Annotated in this window: 21 protein-coding genes and 1 pseudogene; 11 read left to right on the plus strand and 11 right to left on the minus strand. The window is 72.1% G+C overall.

Annotation, left to right across the window (positions count from 1 at the left end; genetic code table 11):
- Window positions 1–31: 31 nt before the first annotated feature.
- The 4 genes and pseudogenes from snpA to FHS34_RS08260 form a co-directional block, all read right to left on the minus strand.
- Window positions 32–706: pseudogene (snpA, locus tag FHS34_RS08245) on the minus strand (snapalysin); the annotation flags it as partial.
- 520 nt (window positions 707–1,226) lie between these two features.
- Window positions 1,227–2,072: a spermidine synthase gene (locus FHS34_RS08250; protein WP_184962687.1), complete on the minus strand. Its 846-nt coding sequence runs from the start codon at window positions 2,070–2,072 to the stop codon at window positions 1,227–1,229.
- Window positions 2,073–2,089: 17 nt separating this feature from the next.
- Window positions 2,090–3,259 carry an elongation factor Tu gene (gene tuf, locus FHS34_RS08255; protein WP_184962690.1) on the minus strand — a complete coding sequence of 390 codons (1,170 nt, stop codon included), beginning with the start codon at window positions 3,257–3,259 and terminating at the stop codon, window positions 2,090–2,092.
- Between the two features lie 260 nt (window positions 3,260–3,519).
- The gene (locus FHS34_RS08260; protein WP_184962692.1) at window positions 3,520–4,242 is read right to left on the minus strand and encodes a DNA alkylation repair protein; all 723 of its coding nucleotides are present in this window, start codon (window positions 4,240–4,242) and stop codon (window positions 3,520–3,522) included.
- A 49-nt stretch (window positions 4,243–4,291) separates the two neighbouring features.
- Between FHS34_RS08260 and FHS34_RS08265 the strand changes: the two genes are divergently transcribed.
- Window positions 4,292–5,056, plus strand: coding sequence for a TVP38/TMEM64 family protein (locus FHS34_RS08265; RefSeq protein ID WP_184962694.1), 765 nt, complete (start codon window positions 4,292–4,294; stop codon window positions 5,054–5,056).
- 188 nt (window positions 5,057–5,244) lie between these two features.
- On the opposite strand, the gene FHS34_RS08270 is transcribed toward FHS34_RS08265, so the two are convergent.
- Window positions 5,245–6,414 (minus strand): thiolase family protein, encoded by a 1,170-nt coding sequence (locus FHS34_RS08270; protein WP_184962696.1) that lies wholly within the window; start codon window positions 6,412–6,414, stop codon window positions 5,245–5,247.
- Window positions 6,415–6,551: 137 nt separating this feature from the next.
- Between FHS34_RS08270 and FHS34_RS08275 the strand changes: the two genes are divergently transcribed.
- The 5 genes from FHS34_RS08275 (at window position 6,552) to FHS34_RS08295 (ending at window position 10,057) form a co-directional block, all read left to right on the plus strand.
- Window positions 6,552–7,022: a winged helix-turn-helix transcriptional regulator gene (locus FHS34_RS08275; RefSeq protein WP_184962698.1), complete on the plus strand. Its 471-nt coding sequence runs from the start codon at window positions 6,552–6,554 to the stop codon at window positions 7,020–7,022.
- A 162-nt stretch (window positions 7,023–7,184) separates the two neighbouring features.
- Window positions 7,185–8,057 (plus strand): undecaprenyl-diphosphate phosphatase, encoded by an 873-nt coding sequence (locus tag FHS34_RS08280; protein WP_184962700.1) that lies wholly within the window; start codon window positions 7,185–7,187, stop codon window positions 8,055–8,057.
- 195 nt (window positions 8,058–8,252) lie between these two features.
- Window positions 8,253–8,432, plus strand: a complete 180-nt coding sequence (locus FHS34_RS08285) for a hypothetical protein (RefSeq protein WP_184962702.1) — start codon at window positions 8,253–8,255, stop codon at window positions 8,430–8,432.
- A gap of 402 nt (window positions 8,433–8,834) precedes the next feature.
- Window positions 8,835–9,662, plus strand: coding sequence for a hypothetical protein (locus FHS34_RS08290; protein ID WP_221508621.1), 828 nt, complete (start codon window positions 8,835–8,837; stop codon window positions 9,660–9,662).
- Between the two features lie 86 nt (window positions 9,663–9,748).
- Window positions 9,749–10,057, plus strand: a complete 309-nt coding sequence (locus tag FHS34_RS08295; protein WP_184962706.1) for a hypothetical protein — start codon at window positions 9,749–9,751, stop codon at window positions 10,055–10,057.
- Here the strand turns inward: FHS34_RS08295 and FHS34_RS08300 are convergent.
- Entirely contained in the window at window positions 10,026–10,730 is a 705-nt protein-coding gene (locus FHS34_RS08300; protein WP_184962708.1) for a LuxR C-terminal-related transcriptional regulator, read from the minus strand. The two genes, FHS34_RS08295 and FHS34_RS08300, sit on opposite strands and share 32 nt — an antisense overlap.
- Before the next feature lie 11 nt (window positions 10,731–10,741).
- Here FHS34_RS08300 and FHS34_RS08305 point away from each other — a divergent pair, with 11 nt between their 5' ends.
- From FHS34_RS08305 to lnt, 3 genes are all read left to right on the plus strand, one after another.
- Window positions 10,742–11,029, plus strand: a complete 288-nt coding sequence (locus tag FHS34_RS08305; protein WP_184962710.1) for a hypothetical protein — start codon at window positions 10,742–10,744, stop codon at window positions 11,027–11,029.
- Window positions 11,030–11,095: 66 nt separating this feature from the next.
- Window positions 11,096–11,572 (plus strand): nuclear transport factor 2 family protein, encoded by a 477-nt coding sequence (locus FHS34_RS08310; protein ID WP_184962712.1) that lies wholly within the window; start codon window positions 11,096–11,098, stop codon window positions 11,570–11,572.
- A gap of 196 nt (window positions 11,573–11,768) precedes the next feature.
- Window positions 11,769–13,343 carry an apolipoprotein N-acyltransferase gene (gene lnt / locus FHS34_RS08315; RefSeq protein ID WP_184962714.1) on the plus strand — a complete coding sequence of 525 codons (1,575 nt, stop codon included), beginning with the start codon at window positions 11,769–11,771 and terminating at the stop codon, window positions 13,341–13,343.
- Here the strand turns inward: lnt and FHS34_RS08320 are convergent.
- Together FHS34_RS08320 and FHS34_RS08325 are read right to left on the minus strand one after the other, a co-directional pair.
- On the minus strand, window positions 13,261–14,172 hold the full coding sequence (locus FHS34_RS08320) for a Gfo/Idh/MocA family protein (RefSeq protein WP_184962716.1): 912 nt from the start codon (window positions 14,170–14,172) through the stop codon (window positions 13,261–13,263). The genes lnt and FHS34_RS08320 overlap by 83 nt on opposite strands.
- A 10-nt stretch (window positions 14,173–14,182) precedes the next feature.
- On the minus strand, window positions 14,183–15,358 hold the full coding sequence (locus FHS34_RS08325) for an FAD-dependent monooxygenase (protein ID WP_184962718.1): 1,176 nt from the start codon (window positions 15,356–15,358) through the stop codon (window positions 14,183–14,185).
- Between the two features lie 72 nt (window positions 15,359–15,430).
- Here FHS34_RS08325 and FHS34_RS08330 point away from each other — a divergent pair, with 72 nt between their 5' ends.
- Entirely contained in the window at window positions 15,431–16,057 is a 627-nt protein-coding gene (locus tag FHS34_RS08330; protein ID WP_184962720.1) for a TetR/AcrR family transcriptional regulator, read from the plus strand.
- Between the two features lie 42 nt (window positions 16,058–16,099).
- Window positions 16,100–16,612, plus strand: a complete 513-nt coding sequence (locus FHS34_RS08335) for a DinB family protein (protein ID WP_184962722.1) — start codon at window positions 16,100–16,102, stop codon at window positions 16,610–16,612.
- 390 nt (window positions 16,613–17,002) lie between these two features.
- Here FHS34_RS08335 and FHS34_RS08340 read toward each other — a convergent pair whose 3' ends face one another.
- From FHS34_RS08340 to FHS34_RS08350, 3 genes are all read right to left on the minus strand, one after another.
- Window positions 17,003–17,515: a tetratricopeptide repeat protein gene (locus FHS34_RS08340; RefSeq protein WP_184962724.1), complete on the minus strand. Its 513-nt coding sequence runs from the start codon at window positions 17,513–17,515 to the stop codon at window positions 17,003–17,005.
- A 234-nt stretch (window positions 17,516–17,749) separates the two neighbouring features.
- Window positions 17,750–18,433, minus strand: a complete 684-nt coding sequence (gene ung, locus FHS34_RS08345) for a uracil-DNA glycosylase (RefSeq protein WP_184962726.1) — start codon at window positions 18,431–18,433, stop codon at window positions 17,750–17,752.
- Between the two features lie 98 nt (window positions 18,434–18,531).
- On the minus strand, window positions 18,532–20,109 hold the full coding sequence (locus FHS34_RS08350) for an ABC transporter substrate-binding protein (RefSeq protein WP_184962728.1): 1,578 nt from the start codon (window positions 20,107–20,109) through the stop codon (window positions 18,532–18,534).
- Window positions 20,110–20,183 lie beyond the last annotated feature (74 nt).

The raw sequence follows: 20,183 nt of genomic DNA on the forward strand, positions 1-20,183 counted from the left end.
CACCGCCCGCGAGCGGGCCGGTGTTTTCGGGTGCTCCCGCCGTGCCCGGGGCCTGCGCGTTTCCGTCGGCCCACAGTTGGTCGACACGCGAGCGCTCCGCGGCGTCCGGTTGGCGGTTGGTGCAGGACGGGCCGGCGGTACCGCCCGACATCAGCTCACTGCACGGCCCGCCGTAGGTGTCCGGCAGGCCCAGCACGTGCCCGGTCTCATGGGTGACGACGCGGATCGAGTCGTACTGCTGGGCCTGGGTGTAGTCGAGGAAGACGAAGCCGCTTCCGTGGCCGTTGGCGGAGGTGTAGGAGCCGCGCGGGTCGTTGCCCTCGCGGTAGGAGAAGTCGGCACCACCGCCTGACGCCTCCTGGAGCTTGACGTTGGACTCGGAGCTGTTCCAGATCGAGGCCGCGCTCGCTATCTGCGAGCGGAAGCTCGGGGCCTGGGAGGCGTCGTAGTGGAGGGTCACGGCCTGCGCGTCCGGCTGGGCGGCACGCTTCTCGGCCACGGACTTGAGCACGGCCTCGAAAAACGCCTTGTTGTTCGCGGCCTCCTCGACCGACCCGGTGTACTGCGCCACGGAGGCACCGGTGGCACCGGACGGGGCACCGGCCGTCTGGGCGCCGGCCGGAACCGCCGCGGCCAGCGCGCCGGAGGCCAGACCCAGGCCGAGAGCGGGGGCGAGGAGTCTCGCGGACGTTCGGGACGACTTCATGTGGGGGGGCTCCTACTCACTCGGTGACGCCGAACCCCCGGCACGCGGTCGACTCTGCGTGAAGACCGGTTCCGAACTGCGGCGACGTCCTGTGGGCCGTCATTCTTAGGACGGCTCCACAGGGAGCGCAATGGGCCCCTGCCACTACGCCGCCTCGTAGGTCACGGGACCTCGCCGGGGCAGCGCACGGGGCTCCGGTCCGCACGTGGCGGCCGGAAGGAAGAGGTGTCGTGACGTCAGAAGCCTTACGTCACGGGGGCGACGGGTGTGCGGGCCGACCGGGGGGAATCCCAGGGCGCCCGGCGGAACCCACATCCGGGCCAAGGTGGACAAATACCCGGATGTCTTCCATATCGCTTCTACTAAGCGTGCCGGTCAATTCGAGAAGTGCTGTGACCGACGCCATAGAACAGGGGCTTCCCACCACCGGGCCGCCGCCGGTCCGTACTGATCAAGCCGGAGGTCGGACCTCCGCGGGCTGCCCCGGCGTACACACCGGGTCTCCACCGCCGCGCCCGCCTCAGCCGATACCGAAAGCGCCGTCGGGGGGCTCGGGTGACGGTACGGCGTCGGCGTCCTCGACCGGGCGGGCCGAACCGATGAACTCCCGTACCGCGGCGCCGTGTTCGACCCGTGCCGGGAACGCGTCCGCCGCGGTGCGCCGGGCCAGCCCGGCGATGTCGAGGGGCCGGTGCGAAGCCACGGCCACCACGTTGCCGAACCGCCGCCCGCGCAGCACCGCCGGCTCGGCGATCAGCGCCACCTCCTCGAACACGGCGGCGAGCGTCGCCAGTTGGGAGCGCAGGAAGCCGAACGGCGCCGCGTCGGCGAGGTTGGCCAGATAGACCCCGCCCGGCCGCAGCACCCGCTCCGCCGACCGGACGTAGGCCAGCGTGGTGAGGTGGGCGGGCACCCGGGAGCCGCCGAACACGTCGGCGACGAGCGCATCGGCCAGGTCGTCCGGCGCGGCCTCCAGCCAGGCCCGGGCGTCGGCCGCGTGCAGCGCGACGCCCGAGTCCGCCGGCAACGGCAGCTGCTCGGTGACCAGCTCCAGCAGTCCCCGGTCCGCCTCGACCACGTCCTGCCGGGAGCCGGGGCGGGTGGCGGCCACGTACCGGGGCAGCGTCAGCGCACCCCCGCCGAGGTGCACGACGTCCAGCGCCCGCCCGGCCTCGCCCACCGTGTCCAGCACGTACCCCAGCCGCCGCGCGTACTCGAACTCCAGGTACGCGGGATCGTCCAGGTCCACGTACGACTGCGGCGCCCCGTCGACCGTGAGCAGCCAGGCCCGCTCACGGTCGACATCGGGCATCAGTTTGGCGGTCCCGTGATCGGTGGTGCGGGTCACGGGTATCGATGCGTTCACCCGTCCATTGTGGGCGCTCACCCCAGGGCGATGACGCTCCCCGCCCCGACGGTCCGCCCGCCCTCACGGACGGCGAAGCCGAGCCCCGGCTCCAAGGGCACCTCCCGCCCCAGCTCGACGGTCATCTCCACCGTCTCGCCGGGCCGGGCGACGGCCGCCGCACCGAGGTCGACGGAGCCGGCCACGTCCGCGGTGCGGATGTAGAACTGCGGCCGGTATCCGCTGACCAGCGGGGTCGTACGGCCCCCCTCACGGCCGGACAGCACATACACCCGCGCCGTGAAGCGACGGCTCGGCACCACGCTGCCCGGCGCCGCGACCACGTGCCCGCGCCGTACGGCGTCCCGTGGCACCCCCCGCAGCAGCAGCGCCACGCTGTCGCCGGCCTGCGCCTCCGCCATCGGCCGGCCGAAGGTCTCCAGGCCGGTGACCACGGTCTCGACCTCCGCGCCCAGGACCGACACCCGGTCCCCGACCCGGACCGTCCCCCGCTCCACGGCGCCCGTGACGACCGTGCCCCGCCCGGTGATGGTGAGCACGTTCTCCACGGGCAGCAGGAACGGCGCGTCCAGATACCGCTCCGGCATCGGCACGTAGGTGTCCACCGCGTCGAGCAGCGCCTCGACGGACGCCGTCCAGCGCGGGTCGCCCTCCAGGGCCCCCAGCGCGGAGACGCGTACGACCGGTACGGCGTCGCCCGGGTACCCCTGGGTGCTGAGCAGGTCACGGACCTCCAGCTCGACCAGGTCGGTCAGCTCCTCGTCCCCGGCGTCGGCCTTGTTCAGCGCGACCACGATGTGGTCGACGCCCACCTGCCGGGCGAGCAGGACGTGTTCGGCGGTCTGCGGCATGATCCCGTCGAGCGCGGAGACGACGAGGATCGCCCCGTCGAGCTGCGCGGCACCGGTGACCATGTTCTTGACGTAGTCGGCGTGCCCCGGCATGTCGACATGGGCGTAGTGCCGGGTGTCGGTCTCGTACTCGACGTGCGCGATGTTGATGGTGATGCCGCGGGCGGCCTCCTCCGGGGCCCGGTCGATCCGGTCGAACGGCACGAACGTGCCGGTGCCGCGCTCGGCGAGGACCTTGGTGATGGCGGCGGTCAGGGTGGTCTTGCCGTGGTCGACATGACCCATGGTGCCGATGTTCAGGTGCGGCTTGGTGCGCACATAGGCGGTTTTGGACATGGCTCTGCCTCGCAGCCTCTTCCGGTCGTACGGGAATGCGGGGACCCCGGGGACTCGCCGACCCTCCCCCTGCGGGGTCCGCCGGACGATCCGGAGAGGGTCAGCTTCGGGCGCCGTCGACAGCGGCCACGAGATACGTGACGGCAGCCTTCGGGGCATCCGCGACCGCGGATGCTGCGAGGAGGAAGGCGTACCGGAACATGCCGTCGATCATCTCCGACGGTTTGTCCGGCGTCGAATGGTTTTACCGGTGGGCGGGTTCAGGCGCCGATGTTCTTCAGCGCCTCCCGGACGCTCAGCGGACCGAACCGGCCCCGTTCGCGCGCCAGGAAGTCCCGTACCGCCTCGGGGTCGGTCTTGGCGTACTCGCGCAACGCCCAGCCGATGGCCTTGCGGATGAAGAAGTCGGGGTGTCCGGACTGGAGCAGGCAGTAGCCGAACAGCCGGTCGGCGTCGGTGCGTTCCTTGTAGGTGAGCTGATGGAGCAGGGCCGTGCGCGCCACCCACAGGTCGGGGTCGGTGATCCAGGTGTCCATCTCCGCGGTGAGCCCCGGGTCGGCGGCGACCAGCGCGCCGACGACGTGCGCGGCGAGCAGGTCGACGGTGTCCCACCAGGAGACGGTGGTGACCAGATGCCGGACGACCGGCAGGAGGCCGGAGGAGCAGCGGCCCGCGTACCGGCGCAGGTAGTCGACGGCGAAGTAGTGGTACTCGCGCTCGGGCAGTTCCCAGCAACGCAGGGCGATCGCCGTGCAGTCCGTCTCGTCGGGACGCGCGGAACCGGCCAGGACGGTCCGCGACAGGGCGCGGCGGGCGGGCGTGGGGATGCCGAGGAACGGCGCGGCGTCCTTCATGTACGCGCGCATCGCGGCGGCACGCTCCGGGTCGGCGGCGGCCCCGTACGCCGCCGTCAGCCGTGCCAGCACGATGTCGGCGAGGGCACTGCGCGGCACCTGCGGCTGGGCCGCGCCTGTGACGGTCATGAGACGAACCATACGGCGATCACACACATGCGTCGGTTACTGTCACCGGATGCTCGATGCCAACCGCTCTGGCACCGCCACGGCCGCTCCCCCGGCCGCCGCCACGGAGCTCCTCGTCCCCCTGCCGCCGCCCCGCGCCGGGGTGTCCGCGCGCTGCACACGCGTGCTGCTGTCCCCCTACACCCGGCTGTCGCTGCTGCTGGCGCTGCTCGCGGCGGCCGCCGTGTGCGTGCTGCTGCTCGAGCCGCAGCGGGTGCTGACGCACGGCTGGCCGGCCCAGCTCGGCGGGGCAGCGGCGGCCGTGGTGTTCGCGGTGGCGTACGGGCTGTGCACCGTGGCGTTCGTACCGCGTCCTCTGCTGAACCTGGCCGCGGGCGCGCTGTTCGGCTCACAGCTGGGGCTGGCGACGGCGCTCGCGGGCACGGTGCTCGGTGCGGGGGTGGCATTCGGACTGGGCAGGGTGCTCGGGCAGGACGCGCTGCGCCCGTTGCTGCGGGGCCGCTGGCTGCGGGCGGCGGACGGGCAGCTCAGCCGGCACGGGTTCCGGTCGATGCTGGCCGTCCGGCTCTTCCCCGGGGTGCCGTTCTGCGCGGCGAACTACTGCGCCGCCGTCTCCCGCATGGGCTGGCTGCCCTTCCTGCTGGCCACCGGTCTCGGCTCGATCCCGAACACGGCCGCCTACGCGGTGGCCGGCGCCCGTGCCTCGACGCCGACCTCCCCCGCCTTCCTGATCGCGATGGCCTGCATCGCCGTACCGGCCCTGGCGGGCACGGTGGTGGCCTGGCGCAAACGTCACCGGCTGCGCGGCCGGTGAACCGTCGTGCCGTGCGCGGCGAGGCCTTCCGCTCCGGGCGGGGCCGGTGAACCGTCACCCTGTGCGCGGGCGGGGTCTTCCCCTGTGGTCCGGCGGTGTCGCCGTGGCCGGCACCTCGCTCGGCGGCGCGCTCACCGGGCCGGTCCTGATGGTCCGGTGACGCTCCGCGCGGGCCGGCGGCGCCGGGCTCAGACCCCTTCCAGGATCATCGCGTTGGCGAGTCCGCCCGCCTCGCACATGGTCTGCAGGGCGTAGCGGGCGCCGCGTTCGCGCATCGCGTGGACCAGGGTCGTGGTCAGCCGGGTGCCGCTCGCGCCGAGCGGGTGGCCGAGCGCGATCGCCCCGCCGTGCACGTTGACCTTGGCGAGGTCGGCGCCGGTCTCCTGCTGCCAGGCGAGCACCACGCTGGAGAAGGCCTCGTTGACCTCGAACAGGTCGATGTCGGCCAGGTCCAGACCCGCCCGGCGCAGCACCTTCTCGGTGGCCGGGACGACGCCGGTGAGCATCAGCAGCGGGTCGGAGCCGGTCACGGCGAAGCTGTGCAGCCGGGCCAGCGGGCGCAGGCCGAGGCGGGCCGCCGTCTCACTGGAGGTGATCAGCACGGCGGAGGCGCCGTCGTTGACCGGGCTCGCGTTGCCCGCGGTGACGTTCCACTCGATCTGCGGGAAGCGCTCGGCGAAAGCGGGGTCGTGGTACGCGGGCTTGAGGCCGGCGAGGATCTCCGGGGTGCTGCCGGGCCGTACGCACTCGTCACGGGCGACGCCGTCCAGCGGAGCGACCTCGGCGTCGAAGAGGCCCGCCTGCCACGCCGCGGCGGCCTTGTGGTGGGAGGAGACGGCGAACTCGTCCATCCGCGCGCGGGTGAGGGACCACTTGGCGGCGATGAGTTCGGCGCTGATCCCCTGCGGCACCAGGCCCTCCGGATAGCGCTCGGCGATGCCCGGCCCGAACGGGTCCTTGCCCGCCGGCACGTTGGACCACATCGGCACCCGGCTCATCGACTCCACGCCACAGGCGACGACGAGGTCATAGGCGCCGGACAGCACTCCCTGCGCGGCGAAGTGCACGGCCTGCTGGGAGGAACCGCACTGGCGGTCCACGGTGGTCGCCGGGACCGACTCGGGGAAGCCGGCGGCGAGGACGGCGTAGCGGGTGGTGTTCATGGCCTGCTCGCCGACCTGGTCGACGGTGCCGCCGATCACGTCGTCGATCAGCGCGGGGTCGACGCCGGAGCGCTCGACCAGGGTGCGCAGGGTGTGCGCGAGGAGCTGCACGGGGTGGACGTGGGCGAGGGAGCCGTTCGGCCTGCCCTTGCCGATGGGGGTGCGTACGGCTTCGACGATGACTGCGTCTCGCATGGTGCGGGCCTCCTTGGCCGCCCTGGCTGCCCGTGGGGAGCTGCGGCTACCCCTGGGGAGCTACCGGTGAGTAGGAAATCCGGACTCACGATAACGCTGAAGGTTGGAAAATCAAATCCTCCCCTAGACTGAGGCGCATGGCCGCCACGAAAGATCCGCGCCCCTGCTCGATCGCCGACGCCCTCGCGCTGGTCGGCGAGAAGTACTCCCTGCTCGTCCTGCGCGAGGTATGCCTGGGCAACGGCCGCTTCGACCAGCTCGTGCGCAACATCGGCGCCCCGCGCGACATCCTGGCCACCCGGCTGCGCAGGCTCGTCGAGGCCGGCATCCTCACCAAGCGCATGTACAGCGAGCGCCCCCAGCGCTTCGAGTACCGGCCCACGCAGGCGGGACTGGAGCTGGAGCCGGTCCTGATGACGCTGAAGGACTGGGGCGACCGCCACCTGCGCAAGGGCACCGACCTGCCGATGGCCGTCGAGCACGTCTGCGGCGACGAACTGGTGCCGGTGGTCACCTGCCGGGCCTGCGGCAAGCCCGTACGCCACGAGGACCTGACCGCCTACCCTCAGGCCCCGGGCTGGACCGTCACCGGTCCGACGGCCGCCTGAGCGGGCCGACGGGCCGGGCGGGGGGCCGGCGGGCCGCCGGAGGGGTGGGCGAGCGCCCGGGCGGGCTGTCCGGCCCCTGTTTCCCGGCTGCCACCGGGGCCCGCTACGCTGCCCTCGTCACATGATCACCATTTCTCCCCAGCACTTGGACGCCATACCTCCATGTCTTGGTTTGAATCCCTCGTCCTCGGACTCGTCCAGGGGCTGACCGAGTTCCTGCCCGTCTCCTCCAGCGCGCATCTGCGGCTGACCGCGGCGTTCTCCGGCTGGAAGGACCCCGGCGCCGCCTTCACCGCGATCACGCAGATCGGCACGGAGGCCGCCGTCCTCATCTACTTCCGCAAGGACATCGGCCGGATCATCTCGTCCTGGTTCCGCTCGCTGTTCGACAAGACGATGCGGCACAACCACGACGCGCAGATGGGCTGGCTGGTGATCGTCGGCTCCATCCCGATCGGCGTGCTGGGCGTGACCCTGAAGGACCAGATCGAGGGGCCGTTCCGCGATCTGCGGGTCACCGCCACCATGCTCGTGGTCGTGGGCGTGGTCATCGGCATCGCCGACCGCATGGCGGCCCGCGACGAGACCGGAGGCCGGCACCGGGCGCCCAAGCAGCGCAAGACCCTGGAGAATCTCAGCGTCAAGGACGGCCTGATCTTCGGCCTGTGCCAGGCCTGTGCCCTCATCCCCGGCGTCTCCCGCTCCGGCGCGACCATCAGCGGCGGCCTGTTCATGGGCTACCGGCGCGAGGCCGCGGCCCGCTACTCCTTCCTGCTCGCCATTCCGGCCGTCCTCGCCTCCGGCGCCTTCGAGGTGAAGGACTCGCTGAGCGAGGGCCATGTGGCATGGGGGCCGACCCTGTTCGCGACGGTGATCGCGTTCGTCTCGGGCTACGCGGTGATCGCGTGGTTCATGAAGTGGATCTCCAACAAGAGCTTCATGCCGTTCGTGTGGTACCGCGTCGCTCTCGGCATCGTGATCATCGCGCTGGTCTCCGCGGGCGTCCTGAGCCCGCACGCGGCGGAGTCGGGCTGACGGGCCGCCGCACCGCCCCGGTTTCGGACATCTTCCGCGCACCGGCCGGCCGCCCACGACCTGGTCAACACCCGGTGGGCGCCGGTCATTTCGCGGATACGAACGTGCGGCGGCGCGGTGGCGGTGACCAACCCCATACCTTCTGCGTAGCCACGCGGTAGCGCACGGTCAGCTGCTGCCCCTAGGCTGTTGCGCATGTCCCCCGATTCCCCGCCCCCTGGTTCCGTGCGGTCTGCTGCCGAGGTGAACGAGCAGATCCGGGCGCTGTGGCTGCGCGCGGGCGGCACCCTGTCCGCCCAGGAACGCGCGGAGTACGAGCTGTTGGTGATCGAGTGGGCCGCGGCGATCCGCGGCCGGGTCATCGAAGCGGCCTGACGCGCCGACGGTCCGCCCCGGTCCGCCACCGGCGCCCGTGTAGGCAGTTCTGACCACAACGGCACGGCCTGCCGTCACCGCCGAAGGCAACGCCCACCGCAATGACCTCGTCATTTGGCGACAATTCACCTGAGCTGCTGTAGTCAGTTCTGACTACAGGGGCCGGTGCCGAATCTCTTCAATTCCGCCTTGAGTTGACGCCACCACAGGGCGAGAGGAGGATTGAACACGGCCCGTTGCGTATATTGCGCTTGCTTCGAGAGTTCAACTGGATGATGTGCGACGAGCGCCATCCCTTTTCCCACGACTCGGGTCGAACCCCGACGCGTGGAGTGACCTTTCGAAGTTCTCCGCGAAACGACCGGAGAGTCGGCGGAATCCGGCGGAGCCTCGGAAACCTGGATGACCGGCGATCGGCGGCCCGAAAGCCGGGCCTCCGCAACCGCGGTAAATGGCATTCAGCTTTCCGTCGCATCGAATCATTGCATGCGGAATTTTACGCATCGTGCGGGAGAGAATCGTGCGGGAGGAAGGGACAAGCTCGTGCGGAATCGCCAGAAGCAGCAGATAGCGACAGCGATAGCGTCGGCGGCAATGGTGGGGGGCATCGTCTCCATCGGGACTCCCGCCTCGGCGGCGGCTACACCGAACGACACAGTTTCCATCGCTCAGGCGCGCACCGGCACTGGTACGACGCAGGCTCATCACCTGCTCCCGGAAAAGCCGTGCAAGCACAACTGCAACACAAAGCCCAACAAGAACACCAAGCCGGGCAACACCCAGGGCGGCACGCAGGGTGGCGGCGGCGGCAACACCCAGGGCGGGACCCAGGGTGGCGGCGGCGGCAACACCCAGGGCGGGACCCAGGGTGGCGGAACCGGCAACACCCAAGGCGGCACGCAAGGTGGCGGCGGCGGCAACACCCAAGGCGGCACGCAGGGTGGCGGCGGCGGCAACACCCAGGGCGGGACCCAGGGTGGCGGAACCGGCAACACCCAAGGCGGCACGCAAGGTGGCGGAACCGGCAACACCCAAGGCGGCACGCAAGGTGGCGGCGGCGGCAACACCCAAGGCGGGACCCAGGGCGGCGGCGGCAACACCCAAGGCGGCACGCAAGGTGGCGGAACCGGCAACACCCAAGGCGGCACGCAAGGTGGCGGCGGCGGCAACACCCAAGGCGGCACCCAGGGTGGCGGCGGCGGCAACACCCAAGGCGGCACGCAGGGCTGATACCTGAAGGGCTCCAGCAAGGTCGGCACCCCGCGGAGGTCTCCTCGGCGAGGTGCCGATCAGCGCGGCGGAGGGGAGCGAAGACAGTGGTCAAGGCAATCTTGCGGGGTGCCGTTCTCGCGGCCACCGCCACCGCCGGCCTCATGGCCGGCGCATGGGGCGCGTCAGCGAGTGAGGGGACCGTCGCCCCCGGCGCGAATTTGACACTCCGGTGCTATGCCACGGTGAAAAACCCCGAGGCACCCGTCTGCTACCGCCTTTCAGCGAAAGCGGAGTACCGGCACGGGCAGATCGTCTACGTCCCCATCCTCATTCAGGTACCGACGCCCGCGCAGCCACCGGCCGTCATCATCGTCAACAGCCTCAACGACATACACCCGAACACAGGCTCGTGAACCTCGATAACTCCGTGGGACCGTCGTCGGTGATCCCGTTCTCGAGGGCGAATCGGGTAAGTTCGGCCCTGCGCCGTGAGCCGCACTTCCTGCGCAGCCGTTCCAGGTGTGTATGAACCGTGTTCTCGGTGATCTTCAATTGCGCGGCGATTTCACGATCCGTCGCCCCGCTGACCACGAACCGTAAGATCTGCCTCTCTCGGCTGGTGATGTGCGGAGGCGGTGCGGGGATGCTCCGGCCGGCGAGACTCGCCCCGAAGTAGTCTCTTCCGGCGGCGACCGCACGGATGGCGGTCAGCAGTTCCGAAGCCGTGGTCTGCCGGCTCAGATATCCACGCGCACCGGCCTTGATGCACAGGACGGCGTCGGACTGTTCGTCCGCCGCCGACACCACGACGACGGCGCGCCCCTGACCGTTCAGCCTCGCCACTTGGCGGGCGACCACCTGGTCGCGGGCTCGCAGGTCGACGAGAAGGACGACATCGGCGTCGTGCACCGTGCCGGACAGCTCGTCGACACGCGCGGCGAACGTCGTGATCTCCATGTCGGGTTGGCTGTCGACGGCCTGCGTGAGACCGAGCTGCAGCAGCGGCGAGTCGCAGACGACAGCCAGACGGGTCACGGATGGGCTCATCAGTAGCTCCAGCGTGGATGAGGCCGGCCCGCCGGCCACGCGGCGTGGCGATGACGACGGCCGGCGACGCGGAACCGGCCCATCCCACAGTCGGCCCTTCCGCGGCGACCGGCATCCCGGACGGCCCGAACGGGCGCCGTGCCGGGCTCCTCCGGCAGGCCGGGGACACGCGCCTGCTGCGCCCCGGTGCCGCCCCGCGGTTCGAGTCGGTCGGCCTGCTCGCCGTGTCGGCGGGACTCGGCACCAGCGTCCTCGTCGGGCAGCGCAGCCCCGAGGCGGCCGCCGAGATCCCGCACCACCACCTGGACCGGATTTTCCACATCAGTGATCACGGCTGACGCGGTCACCGCCGAATATCCGGCGCGCCTCTTGGCTCCGGGCCCCGAATGCCCAACACTGTGCCGATGACGCAGCGTGCGGAGCTCGCGACCGTGATGGACCGGCTGGCCGTGAACGACCTGATCACCGCGTACGCCGTGGCGGTGGACGACGGTGACTGGGCGGCGTACCGGGAGCTGTTCACGGCGGGCGGGCGGGCCGACTACCGATCGGCGGGCGGCATCGAGGGCGACGCGGAGCGGGTCGCCGCCTGGCTCGCCGAGAGCCTGGCCCTGTTCGCCATGCGGCAGCATCTGATCGTCAACCGTCAGGTGCGGTTCGGGGCCCTGGATCACGACACCGGGGACACCGCCCGGGTGCGCGCCGACTATCTCAATCCCATGCGCTTCGCCGGCCCCGACGGCTCCGCCGCCCCGGACCTCGTGTGCGGCGGCCGGTACGACTTCGGCGTGCTGCGGACCGCCGACGGCTGGCGCCTGCGCGAGGTCGTCGTACAGGAGAAGTGGCGCCGCCTGCCCACGGGCGAGTCCGGCACGCCATGAGCGACGCGAGCCCGGCTTCCCTCGAAGAGCACCGGTAACGACGCGACCGACCGCACCCGGCCCGGCCGGCCGGCCGGGCCAAGTCTGCGGCCACGGACCCGCCCCGGCCTCCCGGCCGCACCCGCCCACGGCTCCGGGACGCATCGATACCGTCCCCGACGCACACTGGAACCACAGCTGGGTAGGGAGGGTCCTTATGAGGACGATCGACCACTGGCTGACCTCCCCCTGGCGCCGCTCGGGCGCCGCCGCCCTCGCGGGAGCCCTTCCCGTGCTCGCGTTCCCGGCCCCCGCTCTGTGGTGGTTCGCGTACGTCGCACTGGTGCCCTGGCTGCTGCTGGCCCGCTCGGCGCCGACCGCGCGGCGGGCCGCGTACGACGGCTGGTGCGGCGGCTTCGGCTTCCTGCTGGCCGTCCACCACTGGCTGCTGCCGAGCCTGCACGTGTTCATCTTCCTGATCGCCGCGCTCCTCGGCCTGCTCTGGGCGCCCTGGGGCCTGCTGGTGCGCCGGCTGCTCGGCGGGGTGCCGTCACCGGCCCGGGGCGCCGCCGCACTGCTGGTGCTGCCGTCGGCCTGGCTGGCGGTGGAGCTGGTCCGGTCCTGGCAGGGCCTCGGCGGACCGTGGGGCATGCTGGGCGCCAGCCAGTGGCAGGTGGGCCCGGCGCTGCGGCTGGCGTCGGTGGGCGGGGTGTGGCTGCTCAGCTTCCTGGTGGTGGCCGTCAACGTGGCGGCGGCCACGCTGATATCGGTGCGCGAGGCACGCCTGCCGGCCCTGGCCTCGCTGGTCGCCACGGCCGCCGCGACCTCGGCCGCGTGGGCGTGGGCGCCGCGCCCGGACGTCGACGGACGGGTGCGGGTGGCCGTCGTGCAGCCGGGGGTGGTGGCGGGGCAGGACAGCGGCGACAGGCGGTTCGACCTGGAGGAGCGGCTCACCCGGCGGCTCGCCGGGCAGGGCGTCGACCTGGTCGTGTGGGGCGAGTCCAGCGTCGGCTTCGATCTGGACGACCGCCCCGACCTGGCCCGGCGGTTGACCTCACTGTCCCGCGCGACCGGCGCCGACGTGCTGGTGAACGTGGACGCCCGCCGCTCCGACCGGCCCGGCATATTCAAGAGTTCCGTACTGGTCGGCCCGGACGGCCCGACCGGTGCCCGGTACGACAAGATGCGGCTGGTCCCGTTCGGCGAGTACATACCGGCCCGTTCGCTGTTCGGCTGGGCGACGTCGGTGGGCCGGGCCGCAGGCGAGGACCGGCGGCGCGGCACCGACCAGACGGTGATGAACGTCGGCCACGGACTGCGGGTCGGGCCGCTGATCTGTTTCGAGACCGCGTTCCCCGACATGAGCCGCCACCTCGCCGGGAACGGCGCGGACATCCTCCTCGGCCAGTCCTCCACCTCCTCCTTCCAGCAGAGCTGGGCGCCGGAGCAGCATGCCTCGCTGGCCGCGCTGCGCGCCGCCGAGACCGGCCGCCCGATGGTCCACGCCACCCTCACGGGCGTGTCGGCGGTGTACGGCCCGGACGGGGCACGCCTCGGCCCGTGGCTCGGCACCGACGCCGGCACCGCGCAGGTGTACGACGTACCGCTCGCGCACGGCGTCACCCCGTACGTCCGCTACGGCGACTGGCCGGTGCACGGCGCGCTGCTGGTGCTGACCGCGCTGGGCATGAGCGAGGGGGTGCGGGCGCTCAGGCTGCGCCGGAGCGCTCCTGAACCGCTCGCACCACCCGCTCGCACAGTTCATGGGTGGCCAGCGCGTCCCTGGCGCTGAGCACCGTCCCGGCGCGCACGGCGTCGAGGAAGGCGAGGACCGCCTGCTCGATGCCGCGCTGGCGGGCCACCGGCACCCAGTCGCCGCGGCGGCGCACGGTCGGCTGCCCCTTGTGGTCGATCACCTCGGCGAGATTGACCACCTGACGCTTGCTGTCCTGCCCGGACACCTCCAGGATCTCCTCGCTGGATCCGCTGAGCCGGTTCATCACACCGAGGGCGGTGAAGCCGTCCCCGCCGAGCTGGAGCACGAGGTGGTGGAGCAGCCCGTCCTCGGCGCGGGCGCGGACGGTGATGTCGTCGACCGGGCCCGGCACCAGGAACCGCAGGGTGTCGACGACGTGGATGAAGTCGTCGAGGATCATCGAGCGCGGCTCCTCGGGCAGCCCGACCCGGTTCTTCTGCATGAGGATCAGCTCGCGCGGGTGGTCCAGGCACTGCGTGTACCCGGGGGCGTACCGGCGGTTGAAGCCGACGGACAGCGAGACGCCGCGCCGCTCGGCGAGGGCGACCAGCCGCTCCGACTCGGCGAGTTCGTAGGCGAGCGGCTTGTCCACGTACGTCGGGACGCCGGCCTCCAGCAGCCGGGTGACGATCTCGGGGTGGACGGTGGTGGGCGCGTGCACGAAGGCCGCGTCCAGGCCGGCGGCGAGCAGCGAGTCCAGGGTGGTGTGCCGCCGCTCCCGGGGCAGGTGCAGCATGTCCCCGACCCGGTCCAGGGTGGCGGGTGTGCGGGTCTGCAGATGCAGGTCGAGCCCGGGCTGCGCTCCCAGCACCGGCAGGTACGCCTTCTGCGCGATGTCGCCGAGTCCGATGCAGCCGACCTTCACGTGCTCTCCTCTACCGCTGGCCTGCGTGTCGTCTGCCGGAAGCATACGGCGGCCGCCAGTCGGCGATGCCGTCGAAGCCCCTCAGGAAGAGGGCGGGGCCGGCCGTCGAGAGGGCCGCGACGGCCGTGTTCCGTACGGCCACGGCGGCCCGGCCGCCGGCCATGCCGAGGCGGGCGACCCGGACGGCTTTGCGGGCGATTGCGGTGGTCCGCGGGAGGCGGTCGGCGGTGTAGGCGGGCAGGTCCGCGCCGTGGTGGGCCAGGACGATCGCGTCCTCGACGGCCTGGTTGCCACCCTGGCCGAGGGTCGGCGGCATGGCGTGGGCGGCGTCGCCGAGGAGCACGGTGCGGCCCGAGTGGTAGGCGGGCAGGGGCCGGGCGAGGTGGTGGACGTCGTGCCGGAGCACGTCCTCGGGGCGGGCGGCGGCGAGCACGGCGGGGACGGGGTCGTGCCAGTCGCCGTAGCGGCGCAGGAGTTCGGCCTTCTCGTCGTCCGGGGCGCGTTCCCCGGCCGGGACCCTGGCCGCCGCGTAGGCGTAGACCCGGCCGTCCTTGAGGGGGTGGGTGCCCCAGATGCGGCCGCGGCCCCAGGTCTCGTGGGAGGCGAACTCGGCGCCGGGTACCGGGATCAGCACCCGCCAGGTGGTGAAACCGGCGTACACCGGCCCGGGGTGGGTGGGGAAGAGAGCTGCCCGGACCCGTGAGCTGACGCCGTCCGCGCCGACCACCAGCTCGGCCTCCAGCTCGTCCGTGCCGACGCTCACGCGGGCGGGCCGGGCCGGGTCGCCGGGGTCGGCGAGGGCCGCCTTCGCCGCGGTGCGGACGGCACCGGGCGGGAGGAGGGCGGCGAGCCGGTCGACGAGGGTGGCCCGGGGCAGCAGGACCAGGGGGCCGCCGAAGCGGGCGGCGGCGGCCTCGGCGCTGGAGTGGGACAGCCAGCGGCCGCCCGGGGTGCGCAGGCCTCCGTCGCCCTGCCAGGCGGCCAGGTCACGGATCTCGTCGCCGACGCCGAGGACGTCCAGGGCGCGCAGGGCGTTCGGGGCGAGTGAGATGGCCGTGCCGACGGGGTCCAGGGCGGGCGCCCGCTCCAGCACGGTCACGGCCCAGCCCCGTTGGTGCAGGGCGGCCGCCGCGGCCAGCCCCCCGATGCCGCCGCCGATGACGATCGCGCGCGCCGTACGAGTCATGACCCCTCCTCGACTACACCTGTAGTGCATGCGACCTTACTACGGCTGTAGTGCGCTGGGTAGGGTCGGTTCATGTCCGCAGACAGCCGGAGCACCTCCAGCACCCCGTACAGCCCGAGCGCCCCCGGCACCTCCCGCGCCGCTCTCGTCGCCGACGCCGCCCTCGCCCTGCTCGCCGAACGCGGCATGCGCGGGCTCACCCACCGGGCGGTGGACGAGGCGGCCGGACTGCCCTCGGGGTCGACGTCGAACGTGGCGCGCACCCGGGAGGCGCTGCTGGAACTCGCGGTGCGCCGGCACGCCGAGCGGGAGGCCCGGGTGCTGGCGCTGGAGGAGATGCCGGACCCGAGCGGCGGGGTCGACGCCCTGGCGGAGGGGCTGGCGCTCGCGGTCCACCGCTCCCTGACCCGCGATCGCGAGCTGCTGATCGCCCGGTACGAACTGGCCCTGGAGGCCACCCGCCGGCCCGGCCTGCGTGCCTTCTACGACCGCACCGGCGCCGTCTTCCAGGAACAGCTCTCCGCGCTGCTCACGGCCGCGGGCTCACCCGACCCGGCCCGCCATGTGCTCTCCGTGGCCGCCTGGGCGGACGGGCTCATGTTCTCCTGCGCGGCCGGTTCCTTCAGCGCGCGGGAGCCGGGCCTGGCGGAGATCAGGGCCGGGCTGCGGGAACTGCTGACGGGAATGCTCCGGCCCTGAAACTTGCTGGCCATCACCTTCGTACTCGGTCATGATGCGTGCATGACGATCAAGCGGGAAGAGCCCGCCACCCAGGCCGACGAACGCACCATGCTGGAGGGCTGGCTCGACTACCACCGCCAGACGCTCGTCTGGAAGTGCGAAGGGCTGACCGACGCCCAGCTGCGGACCCCGTCCGTGGCGCCCTCCGAGCTGACCCTGCTGGGTCTGGTGCGGCACCTGGCGGAGGTGGAGCGGTTCTGGTTCCACGAGGTGCTGCTGGGCGAGGACCCGGGCGTCCTCTACTGCACCGAGGACGACCCGGACGGCGATTTCCGTGTCACGGACGAGGACACCTGGGAGGAGACGTACGCCACCTGGCAGGCGCAGGTCGACGCGGCCCGGCGCCACACGGCCGGTCGCGGGCTCGACGACCTCTCCCTGGGCAAGAGCCGGTCCACCGGGGAGCCCTTCAACCTCCGCTGGATCTACACCCACATGATCGAGGAGTACGCCCGGCACAACGGGCACGCCGACCTGGTCCGCGAGCGGGTCGACGGCACCACCGGCGACTGAACGTCAGCCCCGGCACGGCGGAATCCCCCCCACGGGGTACGCGATCACCCGTGCGGGGCATCGCGTTCGGCTCCCTGGTGTCCAGGCGGGTACCCGACCCAGCAGAGTTGCGCGGGTGCATCGAACGACGACCACCGCAGCGCTTCTGGTCACCGTGGCCGTCTCGGCCCTCTCCGGCTGCGCGACGGAGCGGCACCCGGCGGCTCCGGGGCCGCCCCGGGACACCGTGTCCGCGCGGCCGGCCGCGCCCCGTCCGGACGGCGGCGCGGAGCCCCGGGTGGTGCAGGCACCGGCCGTCGAGGCGCTGAGGATGGCCGCGCACCCTGCGCGCCCCGGCCCGCCCGCCGGACACCGGCGCCCCGCCTCCCCCGGGGCCACGGCCCCGCAGTGTCACCGCTGCCGGGGCGGGCCCCAGCCGTCGGCACCCGGAGTGCCCTCCTCGCCGAGCCGCAGCGCCAGCCGGCTGATCGCGGACCGGACCCCCTCGCCGTAGCCGTCGTCGGCCAGGGAGCCCGCGGCGCTGCGGGCGCGGCGCAGATGGCTGCGGGCGGCCTCGGCACGGCCGAGCTTGACGTAGTCGGCGGCCAGGTTGAGGTGCAGCGACGGGAAGAATCCCTGGACGCTGGCCGGGTCGCCGTCCGCGCGGCCGCCGGCCAGTTCCTCGGCCGCCGACAACGCCCTCAGGTCCCAGGCGAGTTCGTCACCCGGGTCGTCCTGGGTGTCGGCCAGGTAGTGGGCCAGGGTGCAGCGGTGCAGCGGGTCGCCGTCCTCGCCGATCTCCACCCACAGGTCCAGGAAGCGGCTGCGGGCCTCCTCGCGGTCGCCGCCGTGGTGCAGCATCACGACCTGCCCGATCCGCGTCAGCACGGCGTCCGGCGCCGCCTGCTCCTGTCGCTCCGCCACGGTGTCCCTCCGGGCCGTCGGGGATGGTCCGCTGCTGACGCTAACCGGCGCCGCGGGTATTCCCGGTCAGGCGGCGCCGTCGCGCCGTGGGACGGTGCTCAACTGCGGGCCGGGAGCAGCCGGTCGCACCCGCGCGGCCGAACCGCGCACCGGCACGGCCCGGCACCTCCACGCGGCGCGCCGTGCCCCGGCACACGGCACGGGGGCGTCCGCGGCCCGGCGCCCGGGCGGCGGTCAGCCCAGGTTCGGGATGCGCCAGTCGACCGGCTCGTGGCCCTGGAGGGCGATCGCCTCGTTGATCTGCGTGAACGGGCGGGAGCCGAAGAACTTCTTCGCGGACAGCGGCGACGGGTGCGCACCCTTGACCACCACGTGCCGGGTCTCATCGATCAGCGGGAGCTTCTTCTGTGCGTAGTTGCCCCACAGGACGAAGACCGCCGGGTCGGGGCGGGAGGCCACCGCGCGGATCACGGCGTCGGTGAACTTCTCCCAGCCCTTGCCCTTGTGCGAGTTCGCCTCGCCGGCGCGGACGGTGAGGACCGCGTTCAGCAGCAGCACGCCCTGCTCGGCCCACGGCATCAGATAGCCGTTGTCCGGGACGGGCAGGCCCAGCTCCTGCTGCATCTCCTTGTAGATGTTGCGGAGGGAGGGCGGGGTCTTCACCCCGGGCCGCACCGAGAAGCACAGGCCGTGGCCCTGGCCCTCGCCGTGGTAGGGGTCCTGGCCCAGGACGAGGACCTTCACCCGCTCGTACGGCGTCGCGTCCAGCGCGGCGAAGACCTCCTCGCGCGGCGGGTAGACGGGACCCTTCGCCCGCTCCTCCTCGACGAACTCGGTCAGCTCCTTGAAGTAGGGCTGCTGCAGCTCGTCACCCAGAACCCCGCGCCAGGACTCGGGCAGCATGGCGATGTCGGTCACGTCTACGTCCTCACGATGTCAATCAACTACGGCGTGCGGTCACTTCCAGGCTTCAGAACCTACAGGCGACCACTGACAACCGGAGCCTCGAGGGCGGTTCACCAGCTGGTCTTGCGGTGCAGCGTCCACATCATCATGATCGTCGACGGGTCGAGGGCCTGCTCACCGCCGGAGATGTCGTCGTCGGCCGCCACGAACTGCCGGCCCTGCCACAGCGGGATCAGCCGGGCGTCGTTCACCAGGTGCTGCTGGGCCGCCTCCATGTCCTTGACGGTCTCGGCGCGGTTGCTCTCCGCGCGCGAGTGCGGCAGCAGCTGCCCGGTGATCTCCTTGGCCGGGTACGGCGTGCCGAGCGCGTTGTGCTCGCCGACGAACGGGGCGATGAAGTTGTCCGCGTCGGGGAAGTCCGGGAACCAGCCGCGCCCGAACACCGGGTACTCGCCCTTCTGGTAGCCGACCACATAACTCTTCCAGGGCCGGCTCTTGAGGGTGACCGTGAACAGGCCGGAGCCGTCCAGCTGCCGCTTGAGCTCCTGGAACATCAGGGCCGTCTCGGAGCCGTAGCGGTCGGTGGTGTACCAGAGGGTGAGCGGTACGGGCTGGGTGATGCCGGCGTCGGTGAGGATCTTGCGGGCCTTGGGGACGCTCGGGTCGCCGTAGTCGTCGAAGAAGCCGGTGGCGTGGCCGGTCAGGCCCTTGGGGACCATCGAGTACAGCGGGTCGACCGTGTCCTTGTAGACCTTGTGGGCGATCGCGCCCCGGTCCACGATCTGGGCGACGGCCTTGCGCACGGCGGGCTGCTTGGCCCAGGGGTCCTTGGGGTTGAACACCAGGTAGCTGATGTCGGTCCCGGCTCCGTCGACCAGTTGCAGGTCCTCGCTGTCGTGTTCCTGCAGGGCGAGGATGTCGTCGGCGGCGAGGCCGCGGTAGGTGACGTCGATCTGCTTGTCCCGCAGCGCCTTGACCATGCCGCCGGAGTCCTTGAAGTAGCGGATGGTCACCGCGTCGTTCTCCCGCTTGGCGAAGCCGCGGTAGTTGTCGTTGCGGACCAGGACGGCCTTGTCGTCCTCCTCGAACGACTGGAGCTTGTACGGCCCCGAGCCGTGCACCTCGGTGTCCTTGCGCAGGGAGTCGGCCGGGTAGTCGTCCGGGTCGACGATCGACATGGCGGGGGTCGCCAGCACGAACGGGAAGGTGGCGTCGGACTGGTTGAGGTGGAAGACGATCTCGCTGTCGCCGGTGGTCTCCACGCGGTCGAGGCTGCCGAGCAGTCCCGCGGGGCCGCCGGGGGCGTCGATGGTCCGGATGCGGTCGATGGAGTGCCGGACGGCCTCGGCGGTCAGCGGGTCGCCGTCGGCGAACTTCAGGCCGGAGCGCAGCTTGCAGCGGTAGGTACGGCTCGTGGAGTCGGTGAAGGAGCAGCTCTGGGCGGCGTCGGGCTGGGGGGTGGTGGCGCCGTTCGGGTAGGCGAGGAGCGTCTGGAAGATGTTCCGGTACAGCTCCCAGGAGCCGTCCCAGGCGCCGGCCGGATCGAGCGTGCTGGGCACGCTGGTGGTGCCCACGACGATCGGACCCTGGTCGTCGGGGTCGCCGTCGGACAGCAGACTGCATCCGGCAACCAACGATATGGACGCGATCGCCGCGACTCTCCGCAGGAATCGGTTCCGGTTGAACACGCGCACGCTCCTCGATCTGCCATACCAAGGGTCGGCAGACGATACCGCAGCGTCCGGGCCCCTGAACCTCCCCT

The organism is Streptomyces echinatus (assembly GCF_014203595.1).
Taxonomy (GTDB): Bacteria; Actinomycetota; Actinomycetes; order Streptomycetales; family Streptomycetaceae; genus Streptomyces; species Streptomyces echinatus.